This is a genomic window from Providencia sp. PROV150, assembly GCF_028481025.1.
Lineage (GTDB): Bacteria > Pseudomonadota > Gammaproteobacteria > Enterobacterales > Enterobacteriaceae > Providencia > Providencia hangzhouensis.
In genome coordinates, this window is the sequence record NZ_JAMPPJ010000006.1 from 21,467 (window position 1) to 38,993 (window position 17,527).

14 protein-coding genes and 1 tRNA gene are annotated in these 17,527 nt (G+C 39.8%); 10 read left to right on the plus strand and 5 right to left on the minus strand.

Annotation, left to right across the window (positions count from 1 at the left end):
- The first annotated feature begins 1 nt into the window (after position 1).
- The 3 genes from PSE83_RS06395 (at position 2) to PSE83_RS06405 (ending at position 3,447) form a co-directional block, all read left to right on the plus strand.
- Positions 2–229: a hypothetical protein gene (locus PSE83_RS06395; RefSeq protein ID WP_004912432.1), complete on the plus strand. Its 228-nt coding sequence runs from the start codon at positions 2–4 to the stop codon at positions 227–229.
- The gene (locus tag PSE83_RS06400; RefSeq protein ID WP_272660725.1) at positions 229–2,949 is read left to right on the plus strand and encodes a DUF927 domain-containing protein; all 2,721 of its coding nucleotides are present in this window, start codon (positions 229–231) and stop codon (positions 2,947–2,949) included. The genes PSE83_RS06395 and PSE83_RS06400 overlap by 1 nt, the downstream gene beginning before the upstream one ends.
- Before the next feature lie 285 nt (positions 2,950–3,234).
- Entirely contained in the window at positions 3,235–3,447 is a 213-nt protein-coding gene (locus tag PSE83_RS06405; protein ID WP_198633718.1) for an ogr/Delta-like zinc finger family protein, read from the plus strand.
- 537 nt (positions 3,448–3,984) lie between these two features.
- Here the strand turns inward: PSE83_RS06405 and PSE83_RS06410 are convergent.
- Positions 3,985–4,554 carry a baseplate complex protein gene (locus tag PSE83_RS06410; RefSeq protein ID WP_272660726.1) on the minus strand — a complete coding sequence of 190 codons (570 nt, stop codon included), beginning with the start codon at positions 4,552–4,554 and terminating at the stop codon, positions 3,985–3,987.
- Between the two features lie 135 nt (positions 4,555–4,689).
- On the opposite strand from PSE83_RS06410, the gene PSE83_RS06415 reads away from it, so the two are divergent.
- A complete protein-coding gene (locus PSE83_RS06415) occupies positions 4,690–5,670 on the plus strand; it encodes a hypothetical protein (protein ID WP_272660727.1) in 981 nt (326 codons plus the stop codon).
- Positions 5,671–5,730: 60 nt separating this feature from the next.
- Here PSE83_RS06415 and PSE83_RS06420 read toward each other — a convergent pair whose 3' ends face one another.
- Both PSE83_RS06420 and PSE83_RS06425 read right to left on the minus strand, forming a co-directional pair.
- Positions 5,731–6,900, minus strand: a complete 1,170-nt coding sequence (locus PSE83_RS06420; protein WP_272660728.1) for a tyrosine-type recombinase/integrase — start codon at positions 6,898–6,900, stop codon at positions 5,731–5,733.
- Between the two features lie 165 nt (positions 6,901–7,065).
- Positions 7,066–7,140: transfer RNA gene (locus tag PSE83_RS06425), tRNA-Arg, on the minus strand.
- A 355-nt stretch (positions 7,141–7,495) separates the two neighbouring features.
- Here PSE83_RS06425 and mlaA point away from each other — a divergent pair.
- The gene (gene mlaA, locus PSE83_RS06430; RefSeq protein WP_136135008.1) at positions 7,496–8,248 is read left to right on the plus strand and encodes a phospholipid-binding lipoprotein MlaA; all 753 of its coding nucleotides are present in this window, start codon (positions 7,496–7,498) and stop codon (positions 8,246–8,248) included.
- 570 nt (positions 8,249–8,818) lie between these two features.
- Here the strand turns inward: mlaA and fadL are convergent.
- Positions 8,819–10,147 (minus strand): long-chain fatty acid transporter FadL, encoded by a 1,329-nt coding sequence (fadL, locus tag PSE83_RS06435; RefSeq protein WP_272660729.1) that lies wholly within the window; start codon positions 10,145–10,147, stop codon positions 8,819–8,821.
- 353 nt (positions 10,148–10,500) lie between these two features.
- Here fadL and PSE83_RS06440 point away from each other — a divergent pair, with 353 nt between their 5' ends.
- The 4 genes from PSE83_RS06440 (at position 10,501) to sixA (ending at position 15,439) form a co-directional block, all read left to right on the plus strand.
- On the plus strand, positions 10,501–10,797 hold the full coding sequence (locus PSE83_RS06440) for a YfcZ/YiiS family protein (protein WP_272660730.1): 297 nt from the start codon (positions 10,501–10,503) through the stop codon (positions 10,795–10,797).
- 272 nt (positions 10,798–11,069) lie between these two features.
- Positions 11,070–12,389 (plus strand): acetyl-CoA C-acyltransferase FadI, encoded by a 1,320-nt coding sequence (gene fadI, locus PSE83_RS06445; RefSeq protein ID WP_272660731.1) that lies wholly within the window; start codon positions 11,070–11,072, stop codon positions 12,387–12,389.
- Positions 12,389–14,611, plus strand: coding sequence for a fatty acid oxidation complex subunit alpha FadJ (gene fadJ / locus PSE83_RS06450; protein ID WP_272660732.1), 2,223 nt, complete (start codon positions 12,389–12,391; stop codon positions 14,609–14,611). The genes fadI and fadJ overlap by 1 nt, the downstream gene beginning before the upstream one ends.
- Before the next feature lie 345 nt (positions 14,612–14,956).
- Entirely contained in the window at positions 14,957–15,439 is a 483-nt protein-coding gene (gene sixA, locus PSE83_RS06455; protein WP_096864911.1) for a phosphohistidine phosphatase SixA, read from the plus strand.
- 19 nt (positions 15,440–15,458) lie between these two features.
- Here sixA and smrB read toward each other — a convergent pair whose 3' ends face one another.
- On the minus strand, positions 15,459–16,001 hold the full coding sequence (gene smrB, locus PSE83_RS06460; protein ID WP_004257192.1) for an endonuclease SmrB: 543 nt from the start codon (positions 15,999–16,001) through the stop codon (positions 15,459–15,461).
- A 224-nt stretch (positions 16,002–16,225) separates the two neighbouring features.
- On the opposite strand from smrB, the gene hutI reads away from it, so the two are divergent.
- The gene (hutI, locus tag PSE83_RS06465; protein ID WP_272660733.1) at positions 16,226–17,464 is read left to right on the plus strand and encodes an imidazolonepropionase; all 1,239 of its coding nucleotides are present in this window, start codon (positions 16,226–16,228) and stop codon (positions 17,462–17,464) included.
- Positions 17,465–17,527 lie beyond the last annotated feature (63 nt).

Genomic DNA, 17,527 nt, shown 5'->3' on the forward strand with positions numbered 1-17,527 from the left:
TATGAAAAACAATCCTCTAAGAAATACGGTCATTTCCCCCGCAGGTGAGAAACAACTGTTAAGGGCTGCACAAATAGCCTCCTTTCTTTCTGATTTACTCGAAGCCAATGTGATTAGTGGATCTCCCCATGTATCTAGCGAGGGCATGGCGGCAGTCATGGAATGTTTAGCGGAGCAAGTTGAGCAGGTGATTACTGAAAGCAGCTTGATGAATAAGGACATTACATAATGAACAATCAAACTCATCCAAATTCTTCAATGGCACAAACACGCACTCCATCAGTGAGCGACATTGTTAAATCCGCGAATGGTCGTTGGGGATATATTTTAAATAATTTGGGCGTTACTGTTCCTGATAATCATAAACATGGGGCTTGTCCGAAATGTGGCGGCAAAGATCGCTTTCGCTTTGATGATAAGAACGGGAAAGGCACATGGTTTTGTAATCACTGTGGCAGCGGTGATGGGTTGGATTTACTCAAATTAGTGACAGGGCAAGATGTTAAAACCGCCTGTTTAGAAATCAATAAAATACTACTTTTACCTGAATTCAAAAAAATAGCGCCAACCCAAATAAAAAAGGTTAGCGCTACACGTGGCATTGAGTCATTTGAAAAATTGAAAGCCTTGTCTCTTTCAGGGGAAAGCCAGTACCTAACAAATAAGGGCTTAACCAATCACCAATGCTTAATCATTCAGCAACACTATACACAAGGTGAGCTGAAATTTCCAATTGGTTCGTTATTGCTTCCGTTGGTTGATAACCAGTTTTTGGTGAAAGGCGGGCAACTAATCAGCCCAACGGGTGAGAAAGCCCTGTTATCTGGTTCTGCGCTCTCTGGCTCCTTTATTGTTGTGTTGGGTCAGGCACAAGAATCCCTTGAGCAAATCGTGATTACAGAGGGTTTTGCAACAGGGTTAAGCCTATCAAAAGTGATTGATTCGTTTATTGTGGCCGCGGTTGCCGCTACTAACCTTGTGAAAGTCGCCCAGCAGCTACGCGAACGCTATCCACTGGCAAAAATCATTATTGCAGGGGATAACGATTATATTGATGGGAAAGAAAATACGGGCAAATTGTGGGCAGAAAAAGCGGCTAAAGCGGTTGACGGTTGGATCACCTTACCACCCACCCATTACAAAGCGGATTGGGATGATTACCGCCAAGAAAACAGCACCGTTAAAGTCAAAGAAGCCTTTTTTGAGGAAATGACTTATTGCGGTAAGGATAAAGCCTATTTGCCACAAGGCTTTAGGCTGACTCAAGAATATTTGTGGTATGACAAATTGGTGAATAAATCGGATGGTGACACCGAGGTTAGAAACATCAAAATCAGTAGCCCGATAAAAGTTACCGCAATTACCTGTGATGCGGACGGCAGTAATTATGGGCGTTTATTGGAATGGGATGATACCTACGGAAATTGCCGTAAATGGGCAATGCCAATGGAAATGTTAAGCGGCAGCGGTGAAGAATTACGTCGTGTCCTTTTGGTGAACGGACTTTCCTATATCAATATTTCAGGGCAAGCTCGCGCGCATTTAATGGAATACATTTCATTGTGCCGACCAGAGAAAAAAGTCACTTGCGTAAATAAAACGGGCTGGCATGGCAACGTGTATGTCTTGCAGGATGAAGTGGTTGGAACAGGGGCGGATTCCGTTATTTTACAAACCTCCAGTGTACAAGGTAAAGATTTTAGGGTAGCAGGCACTAGCGACGAATGGCGGGAGCACATTGGCAAATATTGCGTAGGAAACGCTAGGCTGGCGTTTTCCGTGAGTCTTGCCTTTGCATCGTCATTATTAAAATTAGTCGGTGTGGGGGGCGGTGGCTACCATTTAAAAGGCGAATCAACAGACGGTAAGACTACCACGATGAAAGTGGCGGCTTCGGTTTGTGGTGGTACGGATTACTGGTACACATGGCGGGCAACAGGTAACGCGCTTGAGGGAACGGCTTGCCGTCGTAATGACGCTACGTTAATGCTGGATGAAATCCGCGAAGTGGACGGACGCGAAGCGGGTAACATTGCTTACATGCTGGCAAACGGTCAAGGTAAAGCCCGCGCAAAAACAGACGGCAGCGTCAGAGAAACAAATCGCTGGAACCTACTGTTTCTCTCAACAGGCGAACTGTCATTGGTTGAACATGCCGCCAATGCGGGCGAACGCACCTATGCAGGGGTTGAAGTCCGTATGATACAAATCCCCAGTGATTCGGGTAAACACGGTGTATTTGAGGATTTGCACCAGTTTGCGAGTGGTAAAGCCTTAGCGGAGCACCTTGAGCAAGCCGTCACGAAATATCATGGTTCTCCGTTCCGTGATTGGCTGAAATATCTCACCAATGATTTAACGTTTATTTCCAGTACGGCTAAAGCGTTATTAAAAGAGTACACCGCTAAATTGACGCCTGAAAATGCAGGGAATCAAGTCGGGCGAGCTATCACGCGCTTTGCGCTTGTGGCAATGGCGGGGGAAATTGCCACATTAGCGGGGATTACAGGCTGGAAAGAAGGTGAAGCCTTTACAGCCGCAAAAACCTGTTTAGATGCATGGATGAATGAGCGTGGTCATACGGCTAATCAGGAAGACATGACCGCGTTAGAACAAATCACCGATTTTATTTCGCGTAATCAGTTCAGCCGCTTTGCTGATTGGTATGACGAAAACAGCCGCCCGATGAACATGATGGGCTTTCGTCGTGTCGAAAAAGGAGTTTGCAACCAAGAGCCAACTATCCAATTTTACGTATTACCGACGGCATGGAAAGAAATCTGCAAAGGTTTTGACGCTAGAAAGGTTGTTCGCTTGTGCATTGAGAAAGGCTGGCTTGAAACGGGGAAAGATGGGAAAGCCCAAACCAGTATACGCCTACCAGAAATAGGGGTGAAACGGGTGTACGTCTTTAACAGTGAAGTCCTCGGTTCAGCGGATATTCTCTAATAAAAACTGACCATCTTATATTTTTAGTGTAACAGGTGTAACAAGGGTTACAGATATGATTTAAAAGGGTTTTATCTGTTACACCTTTTGTTTTTAAATGGGTAACAAGGTGTAACACGTTAGCGATTGTTACACCTGTTACACCTTGAATTTTTGAAAGTGTAACAAAATAAGTTCTTATTATTCAACGTTGTAACCCTTGTTACACCTGTTACCCTTTAAAATAGCAAGGTATATATTTAATTGGCTTTATTCTGGAAGGCATTAAGGCAAAGGTGATTAACCATGCGAATCATGAAAGTGTACTGCCCTGTTTGTGGTGAACAGGCAACAATTCGAAAAATTCAAATGGAGGGCGTTGATAACATTCCTCATATTTATTGTTCCTGTAATGACTTTGAATGTGGTCATACTTACATGTTAACTCTGACTTTTTCACACACGATACAGCCAAGTAATTTAAAGCCAGCCAGTAACCAGCCTATTTTACCGTTATGATTGATTTGTATTTTACGTGGCTATCTCACAGTAATTTTTTGAAGTGGTCACTTAAACGTTAAGTGTCATTTGGCAAAATAAATTTCATTCGATTTCAGTTTTTCAATTCTTCGCAACCCGCATAAACACTGGCTTTTCAGTTTTTGTGCGGTGCATACGCTCAAGTGAAAATCTCACGTAAAATAGAAAAATCACTTTATTTCAATATGTTATGCATTGACTCGCTAATCGGACTCCACCTGAAAACTGAAATTTACTGAAAATCTTTTCACACATTTCAGTTTGAGATTTTCGGCAACGCCCTAGTATTGGCGCGGCTTGGCGATATGTTTTGTAGAATTTTAAAACTGAAATAATTTTTAGATCCAAATTGTGCAGGCGGGTGCGGTGTAGTGCGTTTTACGTGGTAAAAACTTTTCGTTCGTGCGCACTGTGATTCTCTAGTCAGTCACAGTGAGCACGGCTCTTATATTGATTGGGGAGGTGTACCTTGATAATTAGAGGGCTTACAGTGGCGGATAATGCAAATTACAGGGGTCATGCAGGGCCAATCCAATCCCTATCAACTTTTTGTAAGATTTTTTCCCATGCATTTAACTCAACGTCATCTTCTTTAGTTGGTGTGGTAGGGGCTTTCGGATTACCCGTTTGTACTTTAGCTTTAACTTTACTCACGGCTCTAATTTCTTTTTTCTCAGAAACAGATAAATGTTCTCTTAGCGTAAAAGAAACTTGCCAAGCCATTTGTCCATTAATTTCAGACGCATCGATATTTCCGGTAAATGTACCAATCCGAAAATTTACCGATTTAGCGGTATGATTTGCTACTCGATAGCGTTTAAGTTTGCCGTTCTCTTTCGCTTCTGCGAGTGTAAATAATCGGGCTAAGGTAGCCCCATCCGTAAAATTAATAACCCCAGTGATACGAAGTTCCTTTGGCTTAACACCTTGTTCTGCTACTGCTGTGCTGGATGTTTGTCCTGATTGGTCTTTATCTTGGAATTGAACGGATAGGCTTACTTTGATGTTTTTCAGGGGAATGACTTCACCATCAAGGGCTAGGGTTATCGTTGGATTTTGTGTAATGGGTTGGTTTTGTTGAATCATGTTTTATTCCTTTTAATAAAAATTTGCTTCCTGCAAACAATTTTATAATAGTATATTCGAATTAATTAAACTAGATAGAGTTAAATTTACATTTAAAAGAGAATGGAAATGATAAGTTTCAATAAATTAGAGTCTATGAATGAAGCAATCAAAAAGAAAAATCTAGGTTTTATTTATAATTATATGGAGGACAGAGATAATGGTATTTTATATCCATTCTCGAGTTTTATGATGAAATATGCGAATAAAGCTGGTTTGGATTTTTGTATTACTACAGATATCAACCATAGGAGTGGGATCATTCATGATGATAAATTGATATTCATGTCATATGGCACATTTGATAGATTATGTAAGTTAGCAAATTTGATGGTTAAATCTGGAGTGTTAACAGGTAAGAAAAAAGATATAGAGTATTATAATCTACATTTGATTGATAATCCGTATGTGGGATTTAATAATAACGAACATGATGAAAATTTAAGTGATTCAGAACTCAATTTATTTTTATTTTTGCTTCATGGTTTTCTTGTTTTTATCATATCACATGAAATAGGTCACTATGTTAATAAGCATGGGTTGCGAATGAAAAATAATAAAGCGGATAATGTATTTGATGATATTACAGGTCATAAATATATTAAGAGAGAAGAGTTAATAGCAAGCCACGCTAGAGAGTTAGTTGCTGATAACTATGCGTTAAATAAGCTAAAAATACATGTTAAATCTGCCTTTCATAATGAGTTTTTTGATTTTAATGATTTTTTAGAATGGTTTAAGGAAGATGAAAGTGACATTTTTCTATCAATGTTATTGATAACTTGTTATTTCAAGCTTTCTGACGGTTCTAATCCTTGCGAACATTTTAATTCAACGCATCCATCAACGGCAGCCAGAGTTCATTTTATTTATGCTTGCCACATGGAAATATTAGATAATGATGTAAAAATGAATAAATTTAGTTTATTAATTAAAAAAGTTATGTTAATTACTAATCTAATATTTTCCAACACTGAAAATACAACTGAATTATCTTGGTTAGAAGAAACGAGTAGCCCTGCAATGCTTGATTGGTTTAATGAAATATATAAAGAATATCCAAATTGGAAGTGCTGATTTTGTACCTTATCTATACTAATTGAAACATCTATAATGTTATTATAGATGAAGTTTGAGTTATTTTTGCATTAAATAATTTGAATACAAATTCATCATTTCTGTTCTTCCTTCTAAATACAATGCATGATTATAAATTCCACGGATGGAATTTTTATCCACATGAGCTAACTGAAGCTCTATCCATGCACTATCGAAGCCTTTATCATGTAAAATTGTGCTCATCATGTGTCTAAATCCATGGCCAGTTAGTCTGCCTTTGTAGCCAATTTTAGCTATAACTTTATTTATGCTGGCCTCGCTAATAGGCTTTCTAGCATCATTGCGACCCGGAAAAAGTATTGGATAGTTTCCTGTAATCACTTGTAACTTGCCAAGAATCTCAATCACTTGTGGGGATAAAGGTACTAAATGAGGGCGACGTTTTTTCATGCGCTCTTTAGGTATTTCCCAAAGTGCATTTTCAAAATCAAATTCTGACCATTCAGCGAGTCGTAATTCAACTGTTCTAACACCAGTAAGCATTAATAGCTGAGTGGCATATTTAGTTATTTTACTGCCTTGGTAGTTATTCAGCGCTTTGATAAATTCGGGAATTTCATTTTCACGTAGGAACGGAAAGTGTTTAGTTTCTGGCTTGTTCATAGCCCCGGCTAAATCGGGAGCAGGATTATATTTTACTCTGCCTGTAATGACGGCATATCTAAATACCTCCCCACAACGACGACGGATCTTGCTTGCTTGTTCAAGTGCGCCGCGCTTTTCTATCTTCTGGAGAACAGCAAGCAATTCTAATGGAGCTATTTGGTCTATCGGTCTACTTCCAATATAAGGAAAAACGTCATTTTCAAAGCAACGTAATATTTCATTTGCATAACCTTCTGTCCAAGTGGTGCATTTTGATGCATGCCATTCCATTGCAACTGCGTGGAATGTATTCTCAGTGGTGTATTTGAGGGTTATTTTTTCTGATTTACGTGCATCACTAGGATTGATGTTTTCTGATAGTTGTTTTTTTGCTTCGTCTCTTTTTCTTCTAGCATCAGCTAAAGATACTTGATCATAAACACCTAAAGAGATCATTTTAGGCTTGCCAGCAAACCGATAACGAAAACGCCAACCTTTGGATCCATTAGGCTCAACAAGCAGTGACAAGCCTTTACCATCATTTAACGTGTACGCCTTATCTTTAGGTTTGGCTTTGCGAATTTGAATGTCAGTTAGCAGCATAATGTGTATAGTTTTTCCATTGAACCTAGACCTATACGCAATAATATACACATTAGCACTTAGATTCCAGTAAACATTACAGGACATTGCTAGACAATGATGTTATTTAACTAATTGGTTTTAGTGTTAAAATTGGACTTTATGAGATGTTTCTAGAAGTGCTACTGGTGTCCCCTGCAGGAATCGAACCTGCAACTAGCCCTTAGGAGGGGCTCGTTATATCCATTTAACTAAGGGGACTTTTGGAGTCGTAATTACGACAGCGAAGGCATTTTACTGTTCAGGTCTAATTGAATCAAGTTGTTACGGGCAAATAATCCAATTTATCTTCTATAAATATTTTTTTGACTATTTTTCACTCGAAAATAGGGTGATTATCATTTCTATAATCAAGGGAAGTGAGCATTTCTGCTTTGTACTAATTGTTCAATTTTCTTATAATAAGAATATGATTAAATGGCGTATAATTAATCCTTAAGGGAATTAAATAACTCAAAAGGATTAACATAATTCTTTTTTTAGCCTTACTATAAGCAAAACAGTTATTACAGTGGAAAGTACCGTAGTGGAACGGTGCAGGGAATGGAGAAATGTTATGAAGTTTCGCATGACGGGTGTTTTTCTGGCAGGGGTGCTAATTGCAGGTTGTGCAAGTAGCATTGACCCAGAAACACATGAGCGTTCAGACCCCTTAGAAGGGTTCAACCGAGCAATGTTTAATTTCAACTATAACGTCCTCGACCCTTATGTGTTAAGGCCAGTCGCTGTTGCTTGGAACGATTATGTCCCGATGCCCGCCCGTAATGGATTAACCAATTTTTTTGTTAACCTTGAAGAACCTGCAAGTATGTTAAATAGCTTTTTGCGGGGTGAAGTTACTCAAGGTTTCAAACACTTTAACCGCTTTTTCCTTAATACCGTCTTTGGTATGGGGGGGCTCATTGATGTTGCATCAATGGCCAATCCTCAGCTAGTTAAAGAAGAACCCAAACGCTTTGGTAATACATTGGGTTATTACGATGTGGGTTATGGCCCCTATGTGGTTCTGCCAGGATATGGCAGTGTAACACCAAGGGAAGAAGGCGGTGACTTAGTTGATGATTTATATCCAATGCTAAGCTATCTCACATTCTGGATGTCAGCAGGTAAGTGGGCACTGGAAGGAATTGAAACTCGAGCAAGGTTATTAGATTCAGATGGATTACTGAAAAACTCTTCAGACCCGTACTTAATGATGCGAGAAGCTTATTTCCAACGTAATGACTTTTTATCAAGTGGTGGTGCGTTAAAAGCAACAGAAAACCCAAATGCGGCAGCGATTGAAGACCAACTTGATTCGATAGATTAGTATATTGAATTGTTTTGGAAGGTTTATCACTCTCTTGTATACGAATGATACTAGAGAGTGATAAATAAAAAGCTAATCATTGTCTCGCTTTCCTCGTTGAGAGACGGTGTCAATTAAGGCTATTACCCCTAATACACCAATAAAACCGACAGTAAACAGTGTTCCCATAAAGCCTCCTAAGTTTTAGTCATTGTTGCCTCTTTTACATGCCTTTCGGCTTTAGCCAATAATAGAATATAGCGTGATTAATACAGTTTGATGAAAAAGCCATACATATTAGTGGATATCATCAGTATAAAATATGCTATTGGGTTGTACTTGCAAATAAGAACATTCAGAGAATGAATGATAATCTAATGAAATATAAAGCGATTTATCTTAAAAATGCGATAGTGTGTATTTTATAAAGAAATGATGAGGTGAACTCATGTGCTTAACATTTAATTTACATATGATGTGGGTTAGGGTCAAGAAAATTTATGTTAAGTTTTGAAAATTAGTGGGATGAGGTAGTTGAAGTTGAAAATAATATCAGGGAGAGAGCTCCCTGATATTTAAAAATTCAATTAATTAGAATGTATAGTTGAAGTTTACGCCGTATAACCAAGCAGAACCTTCAGATTTGAAATGATATGCAGGAAGAATACTTTCAGGAATATCTTCACTTAATCTTTCTTTAATATCCACTTTTTTACCGTGCATATAAGAAATTCCTACATCAACAGAGGCATTTTCATTAAATGCATAAGTGGTACCGGCACTTAACCAGTAACGATCTTGGTCAGGTATAGAAATTGAACGGTAATTTGAGCGTACAGGTGTTTGGTCGTAGGCAATACCGGTACGGAATGTCCAGTTTTCATCATAGAAATAGGTGGTACCGAGTGCTAAACGCCAAGCATCTTTAAAGTGCTCAGGCTTATGGAATAACTGTTCGCCATCACTTTTTCTATAGGCGGTTAATTCTTTAAATTCACTCCAGCCAGTATAGGCAACGCTGTAGTGTAAAGCCCACTTAGGCGCAACTTTATGGTACCCAGAGAACTCCCAAATATCTGGTAAATTAAGGTCTAACTTACCTTTGACTTTTTCACCTCCAGTACCATGTAACTGAGTTATTGATTTAGGTATATCATTGGAATATTTACCATCTTCAAACTTAACTTTAACTTTTGAACGGTAACTTAGGCTTAAACGGTTATCATCATTGATTTCATACAAAATGCCCGCATTCCAACCATAACCCCAATCATCGCCTGTTAATTTGGCCATGGTCGTGCTGGCAGGAAATGCAGGAAGGTTCATTCCTGGAACCATAGGCGCTAAAGCTCCTAGATCTCCAGCATGACGAGTAATTTCAGCATCGGCATACACGGCATTCAAACCCAAGCCAAAACTGAAATTATTATTTACGCGGTATGCACCACTTAAGTTTAGATTAACTGTTTTTAGGTCTGTTTTACCACCGATAGGGCCTGCTGCATAATTTTTATTAAAATCAGTGGCTAAACCAAAGTTGGTGGTCATTGAGGTACCGACTGCCCATTTATCATTAACTGGGAAGATAAAGTGAGCATTGGGTACTACAGCGCTTGGCGCAATATCGTTTGCGGTTGTGTTACTGCCGAGTAAAGAGCCCCCCTTACCTTTAATATCAACACTTGGATCAATATAAACAGCACCAATAGAAAGAGAAGGGCGATCAAACAACATCATGGCAGCAGGGTTTCGGCTTCCCTCACTTGCGTTGTCGCCCATTGCACCCGCTCCCGAAAATGCGCGTCCCAGTGCGGATGTAGAATATTCATTAAGCAAAAAACCAGCCGCGCCTGCGTTGGATGACACAATTGCCACTGCTATTGCTAAAGCTGATCTAGAAAACAGGTTTTTCTGGTTCATGACCAAAACCCTCTTATGTTTTATTTTGAATAAAGCGACTTCTATCGCAAGAAGCGCAGAATTGTAGGGTCCCTTGCCGCTATGACAAATCAGACCAGTTACTAGAGTATAGGTCTGACCACCTGATATGTTGCAAGCTTGTTTTGTAGTTATTGTGACTTTGTTTTCAAAAATGCGACATATTTAACAAAATGGCAACATAAAATGACGAATTGGGAGCAATAAGTATACGAATACGGGGTAAGATCAAACTTATGTTTAATTATTAGCGATATATTTTGATACACACTAGTTTTTAGCACTTTTTCAGCGTTATGATAGCAGCTTAACAGTTTGTTTATTTGGAGAGTAAGATGACTGATGCGATTAACCGTTGTAGCGCGGATGAAACCGCAGCCTGCTGCTGTGTAGATGTGGGAACAGTATTGGATAATAAAGACTGTACTGCTTCGTATCAGCATGTTTTTGCTACACAAGGTGAAGCAGAAAACATGTTGAAAACACTCACAGAGAAAGCAAAGTCTGTTGAGTCAGATCCTTGTGTAATAAACCATTCTATCAAGCCTGTAGAGGGTGGAGTTGAACTGACGGCTGAGTTTAGTTTTAGCTGTGAAGCTGAAAGCCTGATTTTTCAATTAGGCCTTCGTTAATCAAACGATTGAATTCGCTCTGATTTGCCTTTTATCACTAAAACGATGGTGTGATTAACGTTCAGTGGTAAAAGGCTTCCTTTATCCTTTCACTTTCTTCTATCGCAAATCGTTGAGTTTTTACTCTAAGTTGCGTACCTGCTCGCATTTTTTATTAATACCCATTGATAATTGTGAATTTTATGTTAACAATCATTACAGGTCAGACCTCTTTGTCCACTTAGTGAGTTAGTTAACTATAATTTTCATTTTTGCTTTTAGCAGGAGCGGCCATGAATCAACATCTCCACCATGGTGAAAAGACAGATAAAACAAAAGAAAGGATCGCCATTGTCAGTGGTCTACGCTTGCCTTTTGCAAAGCAATCTACGGCATATGCAGGAATTCCAGCCGTCGATTTAGGTAAAGCAGTCGTTGCTGAATTATTAGCCCGCAGTGATTTAGACAAAAACCTGATTGAGCAACTGGTATTTGGGCAAGTAGTACAAATGCCTGAAGCGCCGAATATTGCGCGGGAAATTGTTCTTGGAACAGGTATGAGTGTCTCAACAGATGCCTATAGTGTATCAAGAGCCTGTGCGACAAGTTTTCAAGCAATTGTTAACGTTGCTCAAAGTATGATGATAGGTGATATTTCTATCGGTATTGCTGGCGGGGCCGATTCATCTTCTGTGCTTCCTATTGGCGTATCAAAAAAGTTAGCCGAGACATTATTAGCATTAAGTAAAGCGAAGTCTGTTGGGCAAAAATTATCCCTGTTAACGAAATTACGCCTGAAGGATTTAGCGCCAGTCGCACCAGGCGTTGCGGAATATTCTACAGGGCTGCGTATGGGCGATACCGCAGAGCAAATGGCGAAAAGTTATCAAATTAGCCGAGTCCAGCAAGATGAACTCGCCCATCGTTCGCATATATTAGCGACAAAAGCGTGGGAAAATGGCGTTTTAAATGATGAAGTTATGACTGCCTATATGCCTCCTTTTAAGCAAGCCTTTTCCCAAGATAACAATGTGCGTACAAACTCAGTATTATCATCCTATGCGAAATTAAAACCCGCTTTTGACCGTAAGCACGGTAGCGTTACCGCTGCGAACAGCACACCGTTAACAGATGGTGCTGCAGCAGTATTGATGATGACAGAATCTCGTGCGAAATCGCTGGGTTATACACCGTTAGGTTATATTCGAAGCTATGCGTTTTCAGCGATAGACGTATGGGAAGATATGCTATTAGGGCCCTCTTATGCCACACCACTCGCATTAAAACGTGCAGGGTTATCGTTGCAAGACTTATCTCTGATTGATATGCATGAGGCCTTTGCTGCGCAAACGCTCGCTAATTTACAAATGTTTGGTAGCCGTAAATTCGCTCAGGAGAAACTGGGAATGGATAACGCAATTGGCGAAGTGGATATGGCTAAATTTAACGTCTTAGGCGGTTCTATCGCTTATGGGCACCCATTTGCGGCTACAGGCGCACGAATGGTGACTCAAACCCTAAATGAATTGCGCAGACGGGGTGGTGGTTTTGGTTTAACAACAGCTTGTGCTGCGGGTGGTTTAGGTGCAGCAATGATCTTAGAGGTGGAATAATGGCTCAAAATTCTGCTACAGAAGTTGCAAGAGAAACAACACAACAGGCTTTTAGCTTAGAAATTTATGACGAAAACGTGGGGGTGATTTTCATTGATGTTCCCAATGAAAAAGTCAATACATTAAAAGCTGAGTTTGCGGAGCAATTCCTTGCGATTTTACAACAAGCGCAGTCTACCTCTGGGCTGAAAGGGTTAGTTATTACCTCAGGGAAAAAAGATAATTTTATTGCAGGTGCGGACATTAGCATGATCGCTGGCTGTGAAAATAAAGCCCAAGCCAGTGAGTTGTCAAAAGCAGGCCATGTATTGTTTGATAAAATCGATAATTACCCCTTGCCTATTATTGCTGCGATACATGGTGCGTGTTTAGGGGGCGGGCTAGAGCTTGCCTTAGCATGTCATGCACGAGTTTGTTCAAATGATAATAAAACGAAATTAGGCTTACCCGAAGTACAATTGGGGTTGTTACCCGGTTCCGGAGGAACTCAGCGTTTGCCTAGGTTGATCGGCATTCCACATGCATTGGATTTAATGCTGACCGGTCGTCAGTTAAAAGCCAAACAGGCGCTGAAATTAGGGTTGGTTGATGATGTGGTTCCTGAGTCTATTTTACTCGACGTTGCAGTTAAAATGGTAAAAAAAGGGGGTGTTCAGCGTCCTGCTATCCATTGGCAACAGCGCCTATTAAGTAGCAAATTACTTCGCAATAAAGTGTTCGATAGTGCCAAACAAAAAGCACTTAGCAAAACCAAAGGCCATTACCCCGCCCCTGAAAAAATTATTCATGTCGTGAAAACAGGAATGAATAAAGGGTTGCAAGCCGGTTATGCAGAAGAAGCGAAAGCCTTCGGTGAGCTTGTGATGACACCAGAGTCTGCTGCATTACGTAATTTATTTTTTGCGGTTACTGCGTTAAAAAATGAAACAGGTGCACAAGCAAAACCCTTGAAGATTAATCAAGTTGGTGTGCTTGGTGGCGGGTTGATGGGGGGTGGAATTGCTTATGTCACGGCTTTTCAAGGTAAATTACCCGTTCGTATTAAAGATATTTCAGACAAAGGTGTTACCCAAGCCTTGCGCTATAGCTGGGATCTGCTGACTCAGCGAGTTATCAAGCGGCGGTTATTAGCTCGAGAGCGTGCAGCCGTTATGGCTAGAGTATCAGGCACATTAAGTTATCAAGGTCTTGAAAACGCTAATGTTATTATTGAGGCGGTATTTGAAGATTTAGCACTAAAACAAAAAATGGTTGCTGAAGTTGAAAAGATGTCGAAACAACAAGCCATTTTTGCTTCTAATACATCATCTTTACCTATTCACCAAATTGCACAGAATGCGACCCATCCTGAAAAAGTTATTGGCTTACACTATTTTAGTCCAGTGGATAAAATGCCGTTGGTTGAAGTCATCCCTCATCAACACACCGATGAAACAACGATTGCAACTGTTGTTGCTTTGGCAAAACGCCAAGGCAAAACAGCGATTGTTGTAGGGGATGATGCAGGTTTCTATGTAAATCGTATTTTAGCGCCATTCTTATGTGAAGCCGCCCGATGCCTTGTTGAAGGTGAATCAATAGAGCATATTGACCGTGCTTTAGTTGAATTTGGCTTCCCTGTCGGGCCTTTTAATCTATTAGACGAAGTCGGTATTGATGTAGGGACTAAAATTTTACCGATTTTAGTTGAGCGTTTTGGTGAGCGTTTTAAAGCCCCTGATTTACTCGATAAAGTCGTTAAAGATGACCGAAAAGGGAAGAAAAACGGCAAAGGTTTTTATGAATATGGTCATCACACAAATAAGTTGTGGTTTTGGAAAAAAGCCAATAAACGTCAAGTCGATAAAACCATTTATTCACTGATTGGTGTAGTTCCCAACAATACACTAACTAAAGCGGATATTGCACAGCGGTGCGTTATGATGATGCTTAACGAAGCTGCCCGTTGTCTTGATGAAAATATCATTAAAAGTGCGCGTGATGGGGATGTAGGGGCGGTATTTGGTATCGGTTTCCCACCTTTCTTTGGTGGCCCATTCAGGTATATGGATAGCTTGGGGATTGCAAAAACCGTAGAAACCCTGAATAACCTCGCTGTGAAATATGGTGATAAATTCGAGCCTTGTGAATTGTTATGTAACATGGCAGAAAATAATCGAACCTTTTTTTCTGCAAATGTAGAAGATGAGGTTAATGCAACAAAGCTAAGTAACGAACAATAATGGCATAGCAGGGTAGACTATTAGCCGATGGTTGTTTGATTCAATAGAACCAGTCAAGGCCTGATACCAAATATATTCTTGGTTATCAGGCTTTTTTAAGTAAAGTTCGTATGATTAGAATAAATAATTATATTATCTTTAACTGATTGATAATAAATAGCAAAATTTAGCCCACAACATAGCCAGCTAAAGAAACATACATAAAAATCTACTCAAATCATTTTCTTTGTTGGTCATTTCATGCAGAATCACATTTCACCCCAACTGATGGTTACTTTTACAACAATTATCTTAACAACAAAAGAATAACCACCTTAATAAGGTAGGTTACTCAGATGGTGGATTATGCAAGTTTACATTATGCGTCACGGTGATGCAGCGATACAAGCGCCTAGCGATGCTGAGCGCCCATTGACTCAAAAGGGAAAAGACGACTCAGTATTAATGGCTCAATGGTTACAGAACCAAGGTATTAAGATTGATTCGGTGTTAGTAAGCCCTTATTTAAGAGCCGAACAAACTAGGCAGGTTGTGAGTCAATACCTTGATTTGCCAGCAAAGTCGGAAATTTTAGGGCAATTAACACCTGGAGGGAATGCTGAATTTGTGGCTGATCATATTCGAGACCTTGCTGTGCTAGGTGCAAATGCGATATTAGTTGTGTCTCATTTACCGCTGGTTGGTTATTTAGTATCGGAGCTGTGCCCACATAAAGAACCACCTATGTTCACCACATCAACAATTGCATGCGTAGATATTGATGTGGCTCATCAGAAAAGTCATTTCGAATGGATGTTGAGCCCATCACAATTGCTGTTTGCTAAATAATACAGAACAGTATGAGCGCTTAACGGCGAGCGCTCTCCGCAGTTTCAATAAGTAGTAATAAGGCAGCATTACCACCCCATTCTTTAGGTGCTTGGTGAAAAGCAATAATATCAGGATGTTGGGCAAGCCATAGTGGTGTTTGCTGCTTTAAAACATGCTTGCCATGGCCGTGCATAATGCAGGCACAATAGACATTTTCACGCTTGCAGGCGGCAATAAGCGCGCCAATTTCTTGTTTTGCTTCCATTTGTGTTAAGCCATGCAAATCTAAAAATAACTCGGGAACGTAGTCACCCCGACGAAGTTTCTTTAATTCATAAGGATTGGCTTCTGGCCTTAAATAACGTGTAGGCCCTTCATTTTCAAGTTGAGGCTGGAATTCATCTGAAAAATAAAAAGAGGCGTCAACCTGTTCTTGCATGACTTTTTTATTTGATGCTTGTGTCACTTTGGCACGTACAGGTGCGTGCAGGACTTGGTCCTGACGGATTTTTTTTGCTCCATTAATGGCTTCTTTGAAAAGACGAATATCTTCATCTTCTAGACCAAATTTTTTTTTCATAATTTTAGTAATGTATTTTTGTGATTAATTTTTCTGGTTGCTAGTGTAACTCATTTTTAATGAATGGTGATAATCGTAGATTGTTCGCGTGAAGTAACATTTTTATAACCTTTTTACAGGTAAGCATTGACAAAAGGGGACTTGCTAGTCTAATTGTATATACATATCTATACTATTTATTAATACAATGATTAAAACTGAATTCAATAACAATAGGAAAAACGATGGTATTCAAAACACACTCACAAGATATCGTTTGGCGTAATGGCCGTATTGCCACTATGGACCCAGAACTATCGGTCCCTTATGGACTTGTTGAACACCATGATTTAGTTGTCCGTGATAATAAAATAGTTGCAATTGTCCCTTCTCGGGAAGTTGAATTAAATGACTGCCAGGTTATTGATGTCAAAGGTAAATTAATAACCCCAGGATTAATTGATTGCCATACACATTTAGTTTTTGGTGGTGACCGTGCTTCTGAATGGGAACAGCGAATGAATGGAGTTTCTTATGAAACCATTAGTTCTCAAGGTGGTGGAATTAATTCTACTGTGCGTGAAACTCGTAAGATGAGCGAGAACGAATTGTTTGAACGAGCTAAACCAAGGCTCGAAGCATTAATTCGAGAAGGCGTGACAAGTATTGAAATGAAATCAGGTTATGGGCTTGACTATGAAAATGAAGAAAAACAATTACAAGTCGCGAAACAGTTATCTGCACAATATCCTATTTCAGTCAGTTCAACCCTGCTTTCCGCTCACACTGTCCCCGTTGAATATAAAGATAGACCTGATGAATACATTGATTTGATTTGCCAAAAAATCATGCCTGAATTATGGGAAAAAGGCCTGTTTGAGGCGGTAGATGTTTTCTGTGAAAGTGTGGGGTTTTCCCTTTATCAAAGTGAAAAATTATTTTCAGCGGCTCAGAAATTAGGGATCCCAGTGAAAGGGCATGTGGAGCAGTTATCAAACTTAGGTGGGAGCGAGTTGGTTGCTCGTTACAAAGGTTTGTCAGTTGACCATATTGAATATCTAGACCTAGAAGGGATTAAAGCACTTAAAGCGAGTGGAACGGTTGCAGTTTTATTACCGGGGGCATTTTATTTTTTACGGGAAACCAAGTTACCGCCAATTGAGCTGTTGCGGGAATACAATGTTCCTATGGCAGTTTCAACGGATTTTAACCCGGGCACCAGTCCTTTTGCCTCATTACGTATTATTATGAATATGGCGGCCGTCCTATTTAAGCTGACACCGGAGGAGATATGGGCAGGCGTGACACGTAATGCTGCAAAGGCGTTAGGCCGTAAAAATAGCCATGGGCAATTGAAAACGGGCTTTGTTGCTGATTTTGTTGTGTGGAATGCGCAAGAGCCTGTCGAAATGATTTATGAACAAGGGAGTAACCCATTGTTCATCAGAGTGCATGAAGGCAAAATTACCCATCGAAACGGGTGATATATGTGACCCGCAGTTCTAGCTACGAAAATAACAATAATTAATAGTGGTAAATGATGTTGT